Origin of the sequence: Streptococcus tangpeifui (genome assembly GCF_044503215.1) — a bacterium.
Classification (GTDB): domain Bacteria; phylum Bacillota; class Bacilli; order Lactobacillales; family Streptococcaceae; genus Streptococcus; species Streptococcus tangpeifui.
The window spans coordinates 627,886-645,639 of sequence record NZ_CP172427.1; the positions used below are offsets into that span (position 1 = coordinate 627,886).

Here is a 17,754-nt window from a genome sequence, read left to right on the forward strand (position 1 = left end):
TTTTTTAGAGTAGTCTTAATTTATCTTAGTCTTGACCTTGGATTTTACGTTTCGTTGCAAGTCCAAGTCCAGCCATGACCATAACAGCACCAATAGCTGTTACGGCAGTTTGAGCAGAATCACCTGTAGATGGAAGGTTCTTATCTCCCTTGGCGGCAGTAGCAGATGCATTAGCACTACCCATACCTGCTCCCTTGTTAGCCAATTCAGCTGTCTTAGGCATTACAGCAGGAGCGCCAGAACCAGCTTGGCCGTTACCAGCAGCTCCATTACCTGAATTGCCAGCTGCAGGATTGGCTGGATCGTTAGCTTGTGCGCCATTACCAGCAGCCGGATCATCGGCTTGACCGCCATTGTTTTGGTTTGGATCTGGTTTAGCATTAGGGTCTTTGGTAACATAGTGGAAGGTTGTCTTAGGTAAGAACAGGACTTGTTTACCGTTGTAAGTCAAGATCCAGTTGCCATTTGCATCCTTGGTATCAGCAGCAAAACCATCATCATTTTTCACATTAGAATTGCTACCGAATTCCAGCATAGCATAGAAACCGCCATTTTCTTTCCCCGTACCGTTAGCAAAGCCTAGAGCCATACCGTCTCCGCTATTGGAAAGGATAGAAAGGGCATGACCAAATGATGTCAGGCCATTTGCATCATCCTTGCTGCCAGCGATATTGAAGTAGTCAGCAAACCAGCTGAGGGCCAAGTAGTAAGCTGTTGCCTGATCAGAGCCCAAATTTTGGCCAGCTTGATTGGTTGGTGCAATGGAAGAGAGAGAATCTTCATGACCATCTTCTGAATAGACAGAAACACCGGAAGGGAAGGCCAATTTTGTTTGGTGATCAATGCTGTCAGCTTCGGAAGCTTCCTCGTTAGCACGTCCTTGAGCCCAGCTCTTCATCAAATCGTTAGCTGGCGGAACAGGAACATTGATACCGTTGATATTACGCAATTGTGTCAAGTACTCATTCAAGTACTTAGCAATGTTATCCGCATTTGGTGTATAAGGTTGGCTTGGATCATCAACCGTGATGTAGACATCCTGAGAACCGTTGTAGTTAACATCGGTAACAGGAGCCGTTTTTGCTGTACTGGTCAACGTTTGATTGAAGTCAACACTGCCGTACTCAGTTGTATCTGCTGGTTTAGTTGCGATATTATCAGCAGATTTTGGTTGTTGAGTATTTGTGTTCATTTGGCTGGCTGGAACACTAGCCTGATTGCTGTTTTCAGTGCTTGCAGCAGTGGCAGGTGCTTGTTGAACAGGTGCCTCAGCAGCGGTTGAAGTATTTTCGTTTGCTGCGGGAGCAGTTTGTCCAGCTGTTACAGCTGTTTGAGCAGGACTGCTAGCAATCGTGAAAGTGCCTGTCGGTGTCGTTACCTGTGTATCTTGGCTGGTATCAACAGGAGTCGTTTCAAAGCTTTTTTGGTCTTGCTTTGTATCTGCAGGGGTTGTTTCTTGAGCAGTTGCATCAGTAGCTGATGGTGCTGCCGTTTCATCAGCCTGAACGGTTGCGCCAACCCCCATAGCGATGGTCGTTGTAGCAAGGATGGCTCCACAGAGACCGGCGAATTTTGTTTTACGTTTGCTGAATGTGTTCTTCTGCATAATACTTCCTATCTAAAAATTTTATTTTTATTTTAACAGTAAAATATTCTATCACAGTTTTTGGATTACGCAATAAGGCTTCAGAGATTAAAATTGTCCTCGCAAACGATTTTTGCAAATAAGACAAAATGATTGCTAGTCAAAAATCCTTGCTAGATAAAGCCCAATTTTACTTTTGTACTTTTTTTAATCGGATAAAAGGTTAGAAAATTAAAAAAGCATGTCGAGTTTATTACAAAGGTCTCAAATGTGACCAGGCAAGCAACAAAGCTTGATTTAAAGCTATTTATGATAATTATCGAGTACTACCATTTTCAAAACTTTCCTGTCTATAATTTTTTAATCCATCAAAATCCTTGAAATTATCAGAAATTTTAACTTTTATTAGAACCTATTATTCCTCAACAACTTGGATTTTCTTTGGTGACTGCTTTACTGATATCTTGTTAATCAACGGGGAAGTGACAAGTGGCTTTACTGTTCTAATGGCTTACCTTGGTATCTTTTTAGTAATTCTAGGGATGTGTATGGTCAGCAGGTCAATAAAGAAAGTAATCCGTTCATGTTAAATTTGACTTTGAGTGTGTTTTTTCCACCTTGTTTGTCTGTAAACCAGCTGCTTCTTTGTTCATCAAAATCAGTTCTTGATGGTGCTCTTCTTTGTGAGGACTATGACGAGGTCTATTCGTTTTTTAACCTCAGCCATTTGGCTAACTTTAATGACTAAAAATTAGCCTTCTATTCAATTTTTGGATGACATTTTTGAAGCTTTCGAGGACTTGGCTCAGTCTTGAGTTTTAAATTGGCTAATAGAACCCAAAAACCATTAGAATTTGGTATAATGGAAATGTTTTATTAGAAAGAATGAAGTAGGAAGCAGCAATGTCTAAAATTAAAATTGTAACGGATTCTTCAATTACTATTGAGCCAGAACTGGTAGAGAGTTTGGGAATTACTGTTGTCCCCCTGTCGGTTATGATTGATGGGGTTATTTATAGTGATAATGATTTAAAGGAAGAAGGCAAGTTTCTAGATCTGATGCGACAGAGTAAAGAATTGCCTAAAACCAGCCAGCCGCCCGTTGGAGTCTTTGCGGAGGTTTATGAAAACTTGGTCCAAAAAGGTGCGGATCAAATTGTCTCTATTCACATCACTAACAGCCTTTCTGGAACGGTTGAAGCCGCTCGTCAAGGGGCAAGTATTGCTGGTGCGAATGTGACGGTCATTGATTCAACCTTTACTGATCAGTCTATGAAGCATCAGGTGGTTCAGGCTGCCCTTCTGGCTGAACAAGGAGCTAGTCTGGAAGAAGTTTTGGCTAAGGTAGAAGAAGTGCGAAAAAAATCCGAACTTTTCATTGGGGTTTCAACCTTAGAAAATTTGGTTAAAGGTGGCCGTATTGGGCGTGTTTCAGGAATGCTTTCTTCCCTTTTGAATATCCGAGTGGTGATGGAACTCAGAGATTCTGCCTTAAATCCTGTTGTTAAAGGTCGGGGACAGAAGACCTTTGTCAAATGGTTGGATAGTTTTATTGAGCATGCTAGAGGACGTAAGGTTGCTGAAATTGGTATTTCTTATTCAGGAACACCTGATTGGGCCAATACCATGAAGGATAAGCTTGAAGTTTTGGTTGATGGTGAACACATTTCGGTTTTAGAAACCGGATCTATTATCCAAACTCATACGGGTGAGGGAGCTTTTGCGGTTATGGTGCGCTATGAATAAGCGATTGTTTTTAGCTCCAGCTTTTTTTATCATCTGCCTCCTCTTTTTTGGCTTGATTCTTAATTTTCTCCTGCCCGGCGCTAAAGGTCGATTAACAAAGGCTGATTTTAAACATTCTAGAAAGGTTAGTACTTTTAGCTATGTGGCTTTGGGAGATTCACTGACAGAAGGAGTTGGTGACTCTACTAATCAAGGGGGCTTTGTTCCCATCTTATCTAGGCAGGTAGAAACAGATTATCATTACCGGGTGACATCAAAAAATTACGGTGTAGCTGGTAATACTAGTCAGCAGATTTTAACGAGAATGCAGGATAAGGCTGATATTCAAAAAGATTTGAAACAGGCTGATCTGATGACCTTAACTGTCGGGGGCAATGATGTCATGGCAGTTCTGAGAAAGAATCTAGCAGACTTGAGTCTTGATAGTTTTACTAAACCTGCTCAAGCTTATCAGGAGCGCCTGCGAAAGATTATTGAGTTGGCTCGTCAGGATAACAAGGATCTGCCGATTTATATCCTCGGCATCTATAATCCTTTTTATCTCAACTTTCCCGATCTAACTCAGATACAAGACGTTGTTGATTCATGGAATGACGGAACTCAGGCGGTAACGGACGAATATGATAATGTTTATTTCGTTCCTGTGAATGACTTACTTTATAAGGGCATTGATGGTCAGGAAGGAGTCGCAGAAGCCTCAGACAGTCAGTCTAATACGTCTGTTAAAAATGATGCTCTTTTTGAAAAGGATCATTTCCACCCTAATAATACTGGCTACCAGATTATGGCTAATGCTGTTTTGGAGAAAATTAATGAAACAAAAGACAAATGGTAAAAAAAATCTATGGAAGTGGGGCTGTCTTGCCCTGCTTGCTTTTAATCTTGCTTTCGTCAGTATCATTTTCTTGCGGATAGGCACTCTTAGAGAACCAGCTGGTCATATCAGCAGCCAGCAGAGCCAATCGGATGTTATGGTAGGGACCTTCAGTTCCTCGCGGAATCAGCTTAATGATACGGTCGAGGCTTATCTCAAGCAGTATCAGACTGATAATAACAGTTACAGTTTTAAGGCGACAGAAAAAGAAGTGGTATTTGAAGGGACCTATACTTTCTTGGGGTATCAGGTTCCTCTCTACGTTTATTTCACGCCTGTTGTCTTGGAAGATGGCAGTATTCAGCTTAATGTCAGCTCAGTTTCTGCTGGGACTCTGTCCCTTCCAATTTCTGATGTTTTGAAATTTATCGCTTCTAGCTATCAGTTACCTGATTTTGTTGAGGTTAATAGCAAGAAGGAAGCCATTGTGCTTAACTTGCCGAAAATGGATAATAAGGCAGGCCTCTATGTTAAAGCGACTGACTTCGATTTGGTTAATGATAAATTACGTTTTGCTATCTACAAGAGAAAGTAGTTTTTCGACAATTTCCCTAGCAATAAAAATTCTCCGACCTAGGAGAATTTTTGCTAGCTAAGACTTGTTGAATGCTTTAAATTGCATTTTTCCTTAATCTCTGTTTTGGCTGACTTTTTACAAATTAGTTTATACGGGGAAAAATGGCTTAAAATAACGTTTTATACTTGACCTAGCAAGGAAAATCAGATATGATAGTCATTGTTAAAGCTCAAGTGAAGACTTGAAGGCTTAATAATATTTGGAGGATTAGTTAAATGGCTAATAAACAAGATTTGATTGCAAAAGTTGCAGAAGCAACAGAATTGACTAAAAAAGATTCAGCTGCAGCAGTTGATGCAGTCTTCTCATCAATTGAAGAATTCCTTTCAAAAGGTGAAAAAGTTCAATTGATCGGTTTCGGTAACTTTGAAGTTCGTGAACGTGCCGCTCGTAAAGGCCGCAACCCACAAACTGGTGCTGAAATCAAAATCGCAGCTTCAAAAGTTCCAGCATTCAAAGCTGGTAAAGCTCTTAAAGACGCTGTTAAATAAGAATGATTTCTTGATAGCAAGAAGAGGCTGGGATTTGCTCCCAGCCTCTTTTTAGAAAAGTAGATAATATGACTAAAACAACATTTTTTATTGTCTTATTGATTTTGCTGGGGCTGACTTTTGTTAAACTTTTGATTTTTGGCTCTATGTTTAAAATTTTTAAACCGCAAGAAATGACGGAAAAAGAAAAAAGAGACTTTGACCGAGAAATGGACGGCGAAGACGAAGATGAAGATTTTGAGGATTTAACTTAAAAAAAGACTTCAAGTGATTCAACCATTAATATTAATTAAGCAGCCTTTTGCTCCAGATAATAGGGGTTCTGTTTGAACAGTTATATAAAAAAGCTTGGACGACTCAAGCTTTTTTATATACTTTATTTAACCTGTCCTCTTTGATAGGAATTATTGTAAGGCTTGAAATCGTGGTCATGCAGAACTTGAGCGGCATAGGCAGGCCAGTTAGGATTACGAATGAGACCGCGTCCGATTTCAATTAGGTCAGCCTGTTCGGTTTGCAAGAGATATTCGTTTAGTTCGGGACTATTTAGCAGACCGACTGCTGTCACAGGGATAGAGACAGCCTCTTTCATTTTAGCGGTGTAGGGAGCTTGATAACCGCCATAAATAGGGATATTTGGCCGGGTATCAAGCAGACCGCCTGTTGAAATATCTAGACAATCAAGGCCGTCCCTTTCAAGCCAACGGCCAAGAGTCTGCCAATCTTCAATGGTGTTTTGCTGACCGGACTCATCGTAGGCTGTCATTGACAGGCGAATCCAGAGAGAACCAGAGAAAACCTGACGAATGTCTGGCAGCATTTCTCCGACGAAACGATAACGATTTTCTAAACTAGCACCATACTTGTCTGTCCGGTGATTCGTTAAGGGTTCTAAGAATTGATTGATGAGATAACCGTGGGCTCCGTGGAGTTCGATTAGGTCAAAACCTGCTGCTTGAGCGCGCTTGGCTCCTGCGATAAAGGCCCTTTGGACTCGACTGATGTCGTCAAGAGACATTTCACGTGGTTTTCCATAGTTGTCATTGTAGGCTAGGGGACTGGGAGCCATTTTATCCTTAGCATCTTGAGCTTTGCGGCCGCCGTGGCCTAATTGGATACCAACCTTGCTTCCTAGACTATGGAGTTCATCGACCAAGGACTTAAGTCCAGAAATGTGGTCATCGCTCCAAATACCAAGGTCTTTATTTGTTAGGCGGCCATCTGGTTCAACGGCGGTTGCTTCCAAGATAATAAGGCCGACCTGACCGATAGCCCTAGATCCATAGTGGGCATGGTGAAAAGGTGTGACTTTACCATCTTCTTCATCGACCACATACATACACATAGGTGGCATGACCACTCGATTTTTTAATGATAAGCCTGCTATTTCGGCAGGTGAGAGTAGTTTGGACATGTTTATCCTCCTTCTTGCTTTTTGAGCTCATTATAGCAAATCATTTGTGATTTTTCAGATTAGGAAAATAGAATGGCATAATAAGTAGTTTCCCAACCACTGTGTCTAGCTAATAAAATTGATCAAATAAATAAGGCTGAGAACTTTTGTCTTAGCCTTATTTATTAAGTTAGTTGAGGTAGTTGAGTTTGCCGCGGAAATCCTCAAGACTGTGGTAGCCTTTTGCTTTCATAATTGCCTTGAGTTCCTTGGTGATTCGTTCAAAGATGGCCGGTCCTTCTTGATGAAGGGCGGTTCCGATTTGGACCATGCTGGCACCGCAGAGAATATGCTCGAAAGCATCACGACCGGATTTAACCCCGCCAGTTCCGACAATTTGGATAGAAGGGTTGAGACGTTGGTAAAAGGCGTGTACATTGGCTAGGGCGGTTGGTTTAATGTAGTCACCACCGATACCACCGAATCCATGCTTAGGTTTAATAACCACGGTTTCGTCATTAATAACTAGGCCGTTACCAATCGAATTGACGCAGTTAACGAAGGCTAATGGATATTTATTGAAAATAGCAGCAGCCTGATCAAAGTGAGCAATATCAAAATAAGGGGGCAGCTTAATTCCCAGCGGCTTGGTAAAGTAGGAGAAGACCTCGCTTAAAATGCTATCAGTCGTCTCGAAATCATAGGCAATCTGAGGTTTGCCAGGAACATTTGGGCAGGAAAGATTGAGTTCAATCAAGCCCTCGTAGTCGCTGTCTTGAACGGTCTTAAGGATAGTGTGGGTTTCCTCTTGGCTCATTCCGACCAGAGATAAGAAATGATTCTTGCTTGTCGGTTCTTTCTGCAATTCTGTGACATAATCGAGGTAGTAGTGGAATCCCTTATTGGGAAGGCCCATAGAATTGATAGAACCAAATTGAGTATCAGCGTAGCGGGGTTCGGGATTGCCAGAGCGTGCTTCTAAGGTTCCAGTCTTGGTGACAAAGGAACCCGCAGCAGAATCCTCGATTTCTGCTAACTCTTCTTTGGTCATGCAGTAAACGCCTGCCGCATTCATCAGACAGTTATCAAAAGCAAATTGGCCTATTTTTGTTGCTGTAGAAACCATTGTGTCCTCCTTGAATAGATGGTTTGGAATTACTTACATTCTACTATTTCGGTTTGTTAAAGACAAGTTAAAACGAAATATTCAGCAACATTCTTATACTAATATTCGCTTTTTACTAGTGACAAGCTGATTAACTTAGTTTGATTCAATTCAACTGGGACTTTTATCCGAGATTAGACTAGCTTTTTTAGTGATTTTCTTGTAAAATATAGGAGTAATAGCGTAATGCTGTAACCTAAATTAACCTTCGGGGCTATATTTTAAAAGGAGAATGACTAATGGTAAAATTGGTTTTCGCTCGCCATGGTGAGTCAGAATGGAACAAAGCTAACCTTTTCACTGGTTGGGCAGATGTTGATCTTTCAGAAAAAGGGACACAACAAGCGATTGATGCTGGTAACTTGATTAAAGAAGCAGGTATTGAATTTGACCTTGCTTTCACATCTGTTTTGAAACGTGCAATCAAGACAACTAACCTTGCTCTTGAAGCTGCTGATCAACTTTGGGTACCCGTTGAAAAATCATGGCGCTTGAACGAACGCCACTATGGTGGTTTGACTGGCCAAAACAAGGCAGAGGCTGCTGAAAAATGGGGTGATGATCAAGTTCATATTTGGCGCCGTTCTTACGATGTGTTGCCGCCAGCTATGGCTAAAGATGACGAATATTCAGCACATACTGACCGTCGTTATGCATCACTTGATGATTCTGTTATTCCAGATGCAGAAAACTTGAAAGTTACTTTGGAACGTGCGCTTCCATTTTGGGAAGATAAAATTGCTCCAGCCCTTAAAGATGGTAAAAATGTTTTCATTGGTGCTCATGGGAACTCAATCCGTGCCCTTGTAAAACACATCAAGCATTTGGGCGACGATGAAATCATGGGTGTTGAAATTCCTAACTTCCCACCACTAGTATTTGAATTTGACGAAAAACTCAACGTTACAAAAGAATATTATCTTGGAAAATAGGGAATGAGATAAAATCGCAACTTTCTAGAAATCGATTTTGTTCTTGCCCCTACAAGACTGATTCAGCTTGTACTATGAGTAAAGAAGCTGAAAATCAGTTTAAAGATAATAGAGGAAAAGCAGGCTGTGAAATCTAAAGTTTCAAGCTTGTTTTCTTTTGTACAAAACTTCTGAGATGAGTTTTTTAAGGAAATTAAGATGAACAATGTGATTTCCTAGAAGGTTATTTTCTGGCTATCGTAAGACGATAGGCTTTTGCTGTAATGCTAAGTAGTCTCAGTTATTGTAAAGATAATAGTGATAATAGTAACTAAAAGAATTGCTGATCCGTTTTTTTAGCTAGAGCATTTGGAATCTTGGTTTTCGAACGGAACAGCCTTTAAATGCTTTTAATCCGATTTTTAACTAGCTTTTTGGTAATCAAATTTTAAAAATTCCTTACTGAGAAGCTAAGTTTTTTTACTTGATTTGTGATAGAATAAAATCATTAGATTTTATCGAAATGAGGAGACTATGGATCTGAAGAATCTGTTTAAAAAAAGAAAAAAGAAAAGCGATAAACCTGAAACCAAAGTGGAAAAAACATTGGCTAGAACTACTCGAAAAAAACTGAGAAAGCGAACGGGTTTTCTTTCTAGCTTAACCAGCCGTCTTTATATTATTTTTGCCTTGGTTTTGACTCTGCTGACGGTGCTCATTAGTCGCTTAGCTTATATGCAGATTAGCCACCATTCTTTTTATTTAGGTAAGCTCAATAAACAGACCACTTATACGGTTAAGCAGTCTTCTGAACGGGGGCAGATTTATGATGCGACAGGACAACCCTTGGTTGATAATGAAAAGAAGACTGTTGTAACCTACACGCGCAGTAATAAGGCAACAGCTGCTGATATTCTTAAAAATGCTAATGATTTAGCTAAAATGGTTAATTTAACTGAAACCAAAGTGACGAATCGTCAGAAGCGGGATTATTACTTGGCCAATCCGAAACATTATCAATCAGTGGTAGATAAACTTCCTGATAAGAAAAAGTTCGATAATTATGGTAATAATTTGACCGAATCGAATATTTATAAGAATGCAGTCGATGCAGTCCCTAAGAGTAAGATTAATTATTCGGAGGAAACGCTCAAAAAGGTTTACATCTTTAATCAGATGAATAACGCTTCCAATTTCAGTACCGTCAATCTGACAACTGGAGATTTGACAGATGATCAGATTGCCTATATTACTGCTAATAAATCTAAATTGCGCGGTATCAGTATTGGGACAGACTGGAATCAAGAAGTAACAACCTCTTCTTCATCTCTGTCAGATATTATCGGAACACTGTCAAGTGAGAAGACTGGTCTGCCAGAAGAAACGGCCAAGGAATACTTGGCTAAGGGCTATTCTCTTAACGACCGTGTAGGAACGTCTTACCTGCAAAAGCAATATGAGGATATTCTTCAAGGGAGTCGAACAACAAGAAAAATTAGTGTCGATAATGATGGAAATGTTGTTAAGACTAAACAAACAACCAAGGGAAGCAAGGGCAATAATCTGAAACTGACAATTGATCTTGGCTTCCAAAATGGTGTTGAAGGTATTCTCAACCAATTCTATGGCTCAGAGGTTTCTTCTGGAACAGCAGCTAATTCGGAAGGGATCTATGCGGTTGCCCTCAATGCTGATACAGGATCCGTCCTGGCCATGGCTGGTCTGGCTCATGACAAAGATACCGGTCAACTATCCTCGAATGCTCTGGGCAATGTCACAAACGTCTTTGTTCCGGGGTCTGTGGTCAAAGGAGCAACCTTAACAGCTGGTTGGGAATCTGGTGTGCTGGAAGGCAATCAAACCTTGACCGACCAAACCATCAGTGTCAATGGTTCTAATCCTATCAAATCGTGGTTTACCGACCAAGGCAGTCGTTCTATCACAGCTACTCAGGCTTTGGAATATTCATCCAATACTTATATGGTTCAAGTGGCTCTTAAGATGATGGGACAAGACTACTATCCTGGAATGAGTCTTAGCGATGATGGTGTTGACAGCACAATGGAGAAACTTCGCAGTGTCTATGCTGAGTATGGTATGGGAACTAAGACAGGTATTGACCTACCTAATGAGTCCGAGGGCTACACGACCAAGGACTATAAGCCTGGTAACGTCTTAACAGAAGCCTTCGGTCAGTTCGACAGCTATACGCCTATGCAGTTGGCTCAGTATGCTGCAACAGTTGCTAATGGTGGCAATCGCGTCGCTCCTCACCTCGTTCAGGGTATTTATAATAACAATGCTGATGGTGGCTTGGGCGATCAAATTCAAGCAGTTGATACTAATGTTCTTAACAAGGTAAATATTTCTGATGACCAAATGAGTTTGATTCAACAAGGTTTCTATTCGGTGGTTAATTCATCTTCTGGTTATGCGACTGGTAAAGATATGGCCAGCAGTTCGATTTCCATCTCTGGTAAGACTGGTACAGCTGAAACTTTTGCTAGTGATGGTAATGGAAATACTGTTCCAACTGTAAATCTCAATGTTGTTGCCTATGCAACAGCTAACGATGGTACTCGTGTGGCCGTAGCGGTTATGTATCCGCATGCTGCTAATTCAGAAACCAAGGCTCACCAAAATATTGCGCGTGAAATTTTAAATCTTTATCAATCCATGTATGGTGGTGGCCATTAAGAAAGATAAACGCTATAATAGAAAGGCTGGAAGAATTTCCAGACCTTTTTAGTTGAAGGAGAGAGAAGTGCTGTATCCAACACCTATTGCAAAATTGATAGATAGTTTTTCTAAGCTGCCTGGTATCGGAACCAAGACTGCAACCAGACTGGCTTTCTATACCATTGGTATGTCAGATGAAGATGTCAATGATTTCGCTAAGAACCTTTTAGCGGCTAAACGGGAGCTGACCTATTGTTCGGTCTGTGGTAATTTAACTGAGGAGGATCCCTGTGTCATCTGTACCGACGAAACTAGAGATAAATCAACTCTCTTAGTCGTCGAGGAGAGCAAGGATGTGACAGCTATGGAAAAAATCCAAGAGTACCACGGTCTCTATCATGTCCTGCACGGCCTTATTTCTCCGATGAATGGTGTAGGACCTGATGATATCAATCTCAAGTCACTGATTCATCGTCTGATGGATAGCGAAATTAGCGAAGTCATCGTGGCGACTAATGCTACAGCTGATGGGGAAGCAACGTCCATGTATATTTCTCGTGTTCTTAAACCGGCGGGTATTAAGGTTACTCGTCTAGCGCGTGGACTGGCTGTCGGCAGTGATATTGAATACGCTGATGAGGTTACCCTCCTTCGTGCTATCGAGAATCGAACAGAATTATAATCGTTAATGTGGTATCCATTAATCTGTTATATCTAAGGTTATTAAAACGAGGCTGAACGTTTGTTTCAGCCTCGTTTTATGTTATAGATTTTTTGCTTTTTGAATAATTTTATTTAAGGCTTTTTGTCGCTCCTGATCAGAAATTTTTTCAACACCCGTAATTTGACTAATGGTAACGGGTGAAATGCCACAGGATTTAAGGATCTGATTTTTCAGAACTTTACCGTAATCTTGTGCTAATGGGGTGATAAAGGACGGGGTGTTGTGTGTGATAATTATCCACGCTTTGCCCTTGAGATGGCCCTTCAGGCCGGTCTTAGTGTTGTGATAGGCAAAACCGGCGACAAAGACCCGATCAATAAAGCCTTTGAGCATTGCCGGCATTCCCGACCACCAAATGGGAAAGATAAAAATGAATTGGTCTGCCCAAGTTACCAAATCACGATATTTGGCGGTTTCAGGATCAGAGGCCAAGTCACGCCTACGATGTCTACTATCAAAACGCAAAATGGGATCAAATCCTTCAGCATAGAGGTCTATTACCCGAAGTTTATGGGATTTATTTAAGTTTTCTTGCACTTGTTTTGCAATATAGGCATTAAAACTTTGTGGGTTAGGGTGAGCGGTAATCATTAAAATATTCATGCGTTTTCTCCTTTGATGTAAATGTCAAGCATATTTTCGATCATGGTTCGAAGAGATGCTTGTGAAAAGTCCGTTCCAATAGGACTTTGTGACAAAATGGCCAGACCAGAAATGAAGCTCCAGAAGTGAAAAAGGGTTTCAGCTTCACTATTGTGGAATCCTTCCTCCTGTCTTAAATTGAGAACAATACGCTTAAAAGCATCAAAACCGGGTAAGTCTTTGTCTGCTAAAATAGTATCTTCAGAAAGCTCCATGTATTTAAAAGGATATTTAATAAAAAGAGCTTCAAAGACATAAGGATTTTTTTGTGCGGCTAAAACAAAGTTAAATCCCATTTGAATCAATTCATCTCTCGCTGGTGAGGATGACTTGATGTTTACGGTCATCTCATTGGCCCAGAAATTAGAGAGACGTGATAGAACGATTCTGAGATAACCATCTTTACTGCCAAAGTGTTTATAGGGAGCACCATGTGTGACACCACATTTTTGTGAGACGGTCCTTAGCGATAGATTATCTATGCCATGCTGGCAAATTTCTTCTATTCCTGTTTGAATCAAATTTTCCTTGAGCTGTGCTGTATTTCGTTTCACATAATCTCCTTTCTCAAAAAAAGTATACATTGACTACTTTATAAATAAAGTATACGCTGTCTACTTTTGTATGTCAAGAAAAAATTTGACAACCTACTGCATCTTTGCTATTTTGTTAAGTAGTTTAACAAAACAAGGAGAAAAACAGTGGCAGATAAGATACTCGATTTGAGCCAAGACTTGCAGATATTTGTAGAAAGATATAAAAAACTGGAGCAGGAGCAGCACCATATACCTAATAAAGATCTGACGATGGCTGAAGTTCATCTGCTAGTCTTAGTTGGACAAGAGAGCGGTATTGGTTTATCACAGATTGCCAAAAAACGGCAAATTTCCCGCAGCGCTGTCACCCAGCTGGTCAATAAGTTAGTCCTAAAAGGCTATCTGCAAAAGAAACTTTCGCCATATAAGAAGAGTGCCTATGGCGTGATTTTAACAGAATTAGGGCAGGAAATTTATCAGATACACCTCTACCAGCATGAGTTTCTAAGGCAAAAGCTGCAAAAGATTTTCGCAGCTTATCCTGAACATTTTTTAGAAGGAGTAAGACAGTTGATGTCGGATGTAGAAGGTGTCTGGGATGCTTTAGCACAGAAAAATCAAGAAGGCTGGAGTAATGAAAATTAGACTTATTAGCGACAGTGTTCTGGCTGATAGCACTTTTGATCTCATCATCAGTGGGTTAAAGCCATTTAGTTCCTATCGGTTAGAAATGACTCTTGAAAATTACTACAATATCAATGCTCCCATGGACTTAAGTTACCTAGTTCCATGGCGAGCTAGCGGCCTTTACTATTCGGATCAGCAAGGCTCTATCAGCCTTAACGAAACTGTTTGCCAGTCTGGTTCCTATCAAGGTCAGTATCCTATGGGGCTGTTTTTTAACAGTAGGCCAGACAAAATAAGGAAGATGAACTTGCCTTCGCGTTTAGAAGACATTCCATTAAATGAACGTTTTGACGTTCTTTTGGAAGTGTTCGAAGGGAAGCAAAAGCTGGGAGAACTGAGGTTTCAGCGTTATTATCAATTGCTTCATATCAGTAGGCAAGATGTTTCCTTTTCCCAAGCTAAAGCCAGACTTTTTTACCCAGAAAAGGCTCGCAATTTACCAGCTATCGTTGTATTGAGCGGCAGCGACGGTCGGATTGAAAAAGCCCAAAATATAGCTCAATTACTGGCCAGTCATGGTTTTGTTACTCTAGCTGTAGCCTATTTTGGTTTGGAGGGCACTCCTGAAGCTTTAGATAGAATTGACTTAGGTTTTATGGAAGAAATCCTACCTTATCTTAGCTCTATGTCTCAAGTTGATAAAGAAAGAATTGGGATTTATGGGCGGTCCAAAGGGGCCGAATTAGCTCTGATGGCGGCTGCTTTTTTCCAAGATTCAAATGTATTGTTGTTAATTCCCCCTCTTGTGCTGTACTTGAAGGTATGAAGGGTTATCGCAACTCGGGCCATTCGTCTTGGGTCTATCGAGGACAGGAGCAGCCTTTTACTAAATTTTTGCTCAGAGATTTTTTGGTAAGTAAATTATCGAGAAAACCGCAAATTCATTATCAGGCAGATAGTTATATTCCAGTTGAGACCATTCAAGGGCATCTCTTATTGATAGGAAGTAAGCAGGATGAAATCTGGCCAGCTAATGAATCTATTGAAAAAATTTCAGAGCGATGGGCGCAAAGAAAAGATCAGATGTATCATTTAGAAAAACTGGTTTTAAACCATAGCGGTCACATGCTGACGGTTGCCTACCAGCCTAATAATCGTTATAAAAAAATAGCTTGGCAAGAAATTTTGTCTGATAGTTTGCGGTCTTGGCAAGCTACGATAGGATTCTTTCCAAAGTATTTGTGAGCTCAAATTTGCTTCCCCCCACTTTTGTTTTATGATATAGCAGTATTTCAACACGAGGTAGAAAAAGGCTCAGTACGGTTATGCTGGGCGTTTTTGACATCGTTTACGCTTACGGAGCGGTTTTATCTACCGATTCCAAACTCCCTGCAATTTATGCTATAATAAAGGGCGAATAATTTGCTAGAAAAGAGAAATCATGTCAAAGAAAACTCTGATTTTATTGTATGGTGGACGTTCGGCAGAGCGTGAGGTTTCGGTCTTATCGGCTGAAAGCGTTATGCGTGCCGTTGACTATAATAAGTTTACTGTCAAGACTTACTTTATCACCCAAGCTGGTGATTTTATCAAGACGCAAGAATTTACCAGTCAGCCTAGCGAAGCAGAAAAGCTCATGACTAATGCGACTGTGATTGCTAGTCAGACTATCAAACCTAGTGATATTTATGAGGAAAATGCGATTGTCTTCCCTGTTCTTCACGGACCTATGGGGGAAGATGGTTCCATTCAAGGCTTCCTTGAGGTGTTGAAGATGCCCTATGTGGGAACGAATGTCCTCTCATCTAGTGTTGCTATGGACAAGATTACCACTAAGCATGTTTTAGAATCAGCCGGTGTTCCTCAGGTAGCTTATGTCACTTATATGGAGGGACAGGATATGGCAGCCACTATTGACCAAGTGGCTAACAAGCTTGTCTATCCCGTCTTTGTCAAACCGGCTAATATGGGATCTTCTGTGGGGATTTCTAAGGCTGAAAATGATGGGGAATTGCGTGCTGCCCTTGAACTAGCCCTCAAATACGACAGCCGCATCTTGATTGAGCAAGGTGTCAATGCGCGTGAAATTGAAGTTGGGATCTTGGGTAATAGCCAGATTAAAACGACTCAGCCTGGTGAAGTCGTCAAAGATGTGGCCTTTTACGATTACGAGGCCAAGTATATCGATAACAAGATTACTATGGACATTCCAGCCAAGGTATCTGAGGAGATTATGGCCAAGATGCGGACCTACGCTGAGACGGCCTTCCGAGCTATCGGTGGCTGCGGTTTGTCTCGCTGTGATTTCTTTCTAACTGAGAGCGGTGAGATTTATCTCAACGAGCTTAACACCATGCCAGGTTTTACCCAATGGTCAATGTATCCCCTACTTTGGGAAAACATGGGTCTTCCATATAAAGAGTTGATTACTGAGCTGGCCCATCTGGCTCAGGAAGTGTTTGACAAACGAGAAAGTCACTTATTATAAAAATGGAAAGCGGAGAATTGTCTTCGTTTTTTCTTTTGGAACAGGATGTAGTTAGCACTTGTTTGAAATGTTTTTGGAAAAGGATATTGAATTTGCTAAAATTTCTGCTAGATTTTTGAAAAGATAATTTAAAAAATATTTTGAAAATTACAACAAATAGGAGTACAATAGGGGTATTCTTATTAATTAAACATGCCTACACTCTGTGAAATTAGGCTTACCTTTCTAGAATTTTTAGTGATTCTTTATCTGGTTTTCTAATTGCTTTGAGTTGTTTAAAGGCTTAATATCTTATAGGAGGTTCTTATGCAAAAAGTTGAACAGTTTAGCAAATGGCTTAGCAAATGGTTCACGGTCATTGTTATCATTTGGGCAGCGTTTAACTATGTCCTGCCGCAAACGAGTACTTGGGTTATTCCCAATACATCTTATCTACTGGGAATTATTCTGTTTGGGATGGGTTTGACCTTGACGACAGAGGATTTTGTTCGTATCTCAAAAAGACCTATTCCTGTCATTTTGGGGACAGTAGCCCACTATATCATTATGCCGGGCTTGGCTTGGCTGCTCTGTCTGCTTTTCCACCTAAAGGGGGCAACAGCAGCTGGGGTTATTTTAGTTGGCTCTTGCCCTAGTGGGACATCATCCAGTGTTATGGCCTTTCTTGCTGGTGGAGATGTTGCCTTAGATGTCTCCATCGAAGTCTTATCGACCTTGCTTGCCCCCTTGATGCTGCCGACTCTCCTGTCCCTTTTGGCAGGTCAATTTATTGCAGTACCGGCGGCTAAGCTCTTTCTATCAACGCTCCAAATTGTTGTTGTTCCAATCGTTTTGGGGGTTATCGTCCATCGGCTTTTAGCTCATAAAATTGATTTAGTTATTAAACTGATGCCTCTGATATCACAAGCAGCTATCCTTTTGATTATTGGTGCAGTCGTATCAGCTAATCATGCTAATATCTTTACTTCAGCAACGGCTTTAGTTATTCCTGTTGTGATGCTGCATAATCTTTGTGGTTATGGCTTAGGCTATGGCTTTTCTAAGTTACTGCGCTTGAAAGAACCTCAGCAAAAAGCCATTACTTTCGAAGTCGGTATGCAGGATTCAAGTTTAGGAGCAACACTGGCCATTAAATACTTTGCTCCCCAAGCAGCCATTCCTTCAACCATTTTCTCTATTTGGCATAATATCTCTGGTTCGATATTATCATCCTGGTGGAAGAATCATTCCAAAGAAACCTTGATGAAAGAGGATTAATAAACTTTAGCTTCATCACGAATGTGGTGAAGTTTTTTAGTCCCCCTGTTTAGTGGCCA

At 40.7% G+C, this 17,754-nt stretch carries 16 protein-coding genes and 1 pseudogene; 12 read left to right on the forward strand and 5 right to left on the reverse strand.

Annotated features, from left to right (window positions below):
• Positions 1-25: 25 nt before the first annotated feature.
• The gene (locus tag ACFSN5_RS03050) at positions 26-1,606 is read right to left on the reverse strand and encodes a putative cross-wall-targeting lipoprotein signal domain-containing proteiin (RefSeq protein WP_165209410.1); all 1,581 of its coding nucleotides are present in this window, start codon (positions 1,604-1,606) and stop codon (positions 26-28) included.
• A gap of 882 nt (positions 1,607-2,488) precedes the next feature.
• Between ACFSN5_RS03050 and ACFSN5_RS03055 the strand changes: the two genes are divergently transcribed.
• The 5 genes from ACFSN5_RS03055 to ACFSN5_RS03075 all read left to right on the forward strand — a co-directional run bounded on the left by ACFSN5_RS03055 (position 2,489) and on the right by ACFSN5_RS03075 (position 5,527).
• Positions 2,489-3,331 carry a DegV family protein gene (locus ACFSN5_RS03055; protein WP_165209413.1) on the forward strand — a complete coding sequence of 281 codons (843 nt, stop codon included), beginning with the start codon at positions 2,489-2,491 and terminating at the stop codon, positions 3,329-3,331.
• Positions 3,324-4,166 (forward strand): SGNH/GDSL hydrolase family protein, encoded by an 843-nt coding sequence (locus ACFSN5_RS03060; protein WP_165209416.1) that lies wholly within the window; start codon positions 3,324-3,326, stop codon positions 4,164-4,166. The genes ACFSN5_RS03055 and ACFSN5_RS03060 overlap by 8 nt, the downstream gene beginning before the upstream one ends.
• On the forward strand, positions 4,144-4,740 hold the full coding sequence (locus ACFSN5_RS03065) for a YpmS family protein (RefSeq protein ID WP_165209419.1): 597 nt from the start codon (positions 4,144-4,146) through the stop codon (positions 4,738-4,740). Before ACFSN5_RS03060 ends, ACFSN5_RS03065 begins: the two co-directional genes overlap by 23 nt.
• Before the next feature lie 257 nt (positions 4,741-4,997).
• A complete protein-coding gene (locus ACFSN5_RS03070; protein WP_004228960.1) occupies positions 4,998-5,273 on the forward strand; it encodes an HU family DNA-binding protein in 276 nt (91 codons plus the stop codon).
• 68 nt (positions 5,274-5,341) lie between these two features.
• Positions 5,342-5,527, forward strand: coding sequence for a hypothetical protein (locus tag ACFSN5_RS03075; protein WP_165209422.1), 186 nt, complete (start codon positions 5,342-5,344; stop codon positions 5,525-5,527).
• Between the two features lie 122 nt (positions 5,528-5,649).
• Here the strand turns inward: ACFSN5_RS03075 and ACFSN5_RS03080 are convergent, their stop codons facing one another.
• Positions 5,650-6,687, reverse strand: a complete 1,038-nt coding sequence (locus ACFSN5_RS03080) for an NADH:flavin oxidoreductase/NADH oxidase (protein ID WP_165209425.1) — start codon at positions 6,685-6,687, stop codon at positions 5,650-5,652.
• A 169-nt stretch (positions 6,688-6,856) separates the two neighbouring features.
• Positions 6,857-7,792: a dihydroorotate oxidase gene (locus ACFSN5_RS03085; protein ID WP_165209428.1), complete on the reverse strand. Its 936-nt coding sequence runs from the start codon at positions 7,790-7,792 to the stop codon at positions 6,857-6,859.
• 278 nt (positions 7,793-8,070) lie between these two features.
• Between ACFSN5_RS03085 and ACFSN5_RS03090 the strand changes: the two genes are divergently transcribed.
• The 3 genes from ACFSN5_RS03090 (at position 8,071) to recR (ending at position 12,103) form a co-directional block, all read left to right on the forward strand.
• A complete protein-coding gene (locus tag ACFSN5_RS03090) occupies positions 8,071-8,763 on the forward strand; it encodes a phosphoglycerate mutase (protein ID WP_165209431.1) in 693 nt (230 codons plus the stop codon).
• A gap of 513 nt (positions 8,764-9,276) precedes the next feature.
• On the forward strand, positions 9,277-11,439 hold the full coding sequence (gene pbp2b, locus ACFSN5_RS03095) for a penicillin-binding protein PBP2B (RefSeq protein ID WP_165209434.1): 2,163 nt from the start codon (positions 9,277-9,279) through the stop codon (positions 11,437-11,439).
• A gap of 67 nt (positions 11,440-11,506) precedes the next feature.
• A complete protein-coding gene (gene recR / locus ACFSN5_RS03100; protein WP_165209437.1) occupies positions 11,507-12,103 on the forward strand; it encodes a recombination mediator RecR in 597 nt (198 codons plus the stop codon).
• Positions 12,104-12,184: 81 nt separating this feature from the next.
• Here recR and ACFSN5_RS03105 read toward each other — a convergent pair whose 3' ends face one another.
• Positions 12,185-12,748, reverse strand: a complete 564-nt coding sequence (locus ACFSN5_RS03105; RefSeq protein ID WP_165209440.1) for an NAD(P)H-dependent oxidoreductase — start codon at positions 12,746-12,748, stop codon at positions 12,185-12,187.
• On the reverse strand, positions 12,745-13,341 hold the full coding sequence (locus ACFSN5_RS03110) for a TetR/AcrR family transcriptional regulator (RefSeq protein WP_165209443.1): 597 nt from the start codon (positions 13,339-13,341) through the stop codon (positions 12,745-12,747). Before ACFSN5_RS03110 ends, ACFSN5_RS03105 begins: the two co-directional genes overlap by 4 nt.
• A gap of 147 nt (positions 13,342-13,488) precedes the next feature.
• Between ACFSN5_RS03110 and ACFSN5_RS03115 the strand changes: the two genes are divergently transcribed.
• From ACFSN5_RS03115 to ACFSN5_RS03130, 4 genes and pseudogenes are all read left to right on the forward strand, one after another.
• On the forward strand, positions 13,489-13,968 hold the full coding sequence (locus ACFSN5_RS03115) for a MarR family transcriptional regulator (RefSeq protein ID WP_165209446.1): 480 nt from the start codon (positions 13,489-13,491) through the stop codon (positions 13,966-13,968).
• Positions 13,958-15,195: pseudogene (locus tag ACFSN5_RS03120) on the forward strand (acyl-CoA thioester hydrolase/BAAT C-terminal domain-containing protein). The gene ACFSN5_RS03115 and the pseudogene ACFSN5_RS03120 overlap by 11 nt, the downstream one beginning before the upstream one ends.
• Positions 15,196-15,391: 196 nt before the next feature.
• Positions 15,392-16,438, forward strand: a complete 1,047-nt coding sequence (locus tag ACFSN5_RS03125; RefSeq protein ID WP_165209449.1) for a D-alanine--D-alanine ligase — start codon at positions 15,392-15,394, stop codon at positions 16,436-16,438.
• A 306-nt stretch (positions 16,439-16,744) separates the two neighbouring features.
• Positions 16,745-17,695 (forward strand): bile acid:sodium symporter family protein, encoded by a 951-nt coding sequence (locus ACFSN5_RS03130; RefSeq protein ID WP_165209452.1) that lies wholly within the window; start codon positions 16,745-16,747, stop codon positions 17,693-17,695.
• The last annotated feature ends 59 nt before the right edge of the window (positions 17,696-17,754 follow it).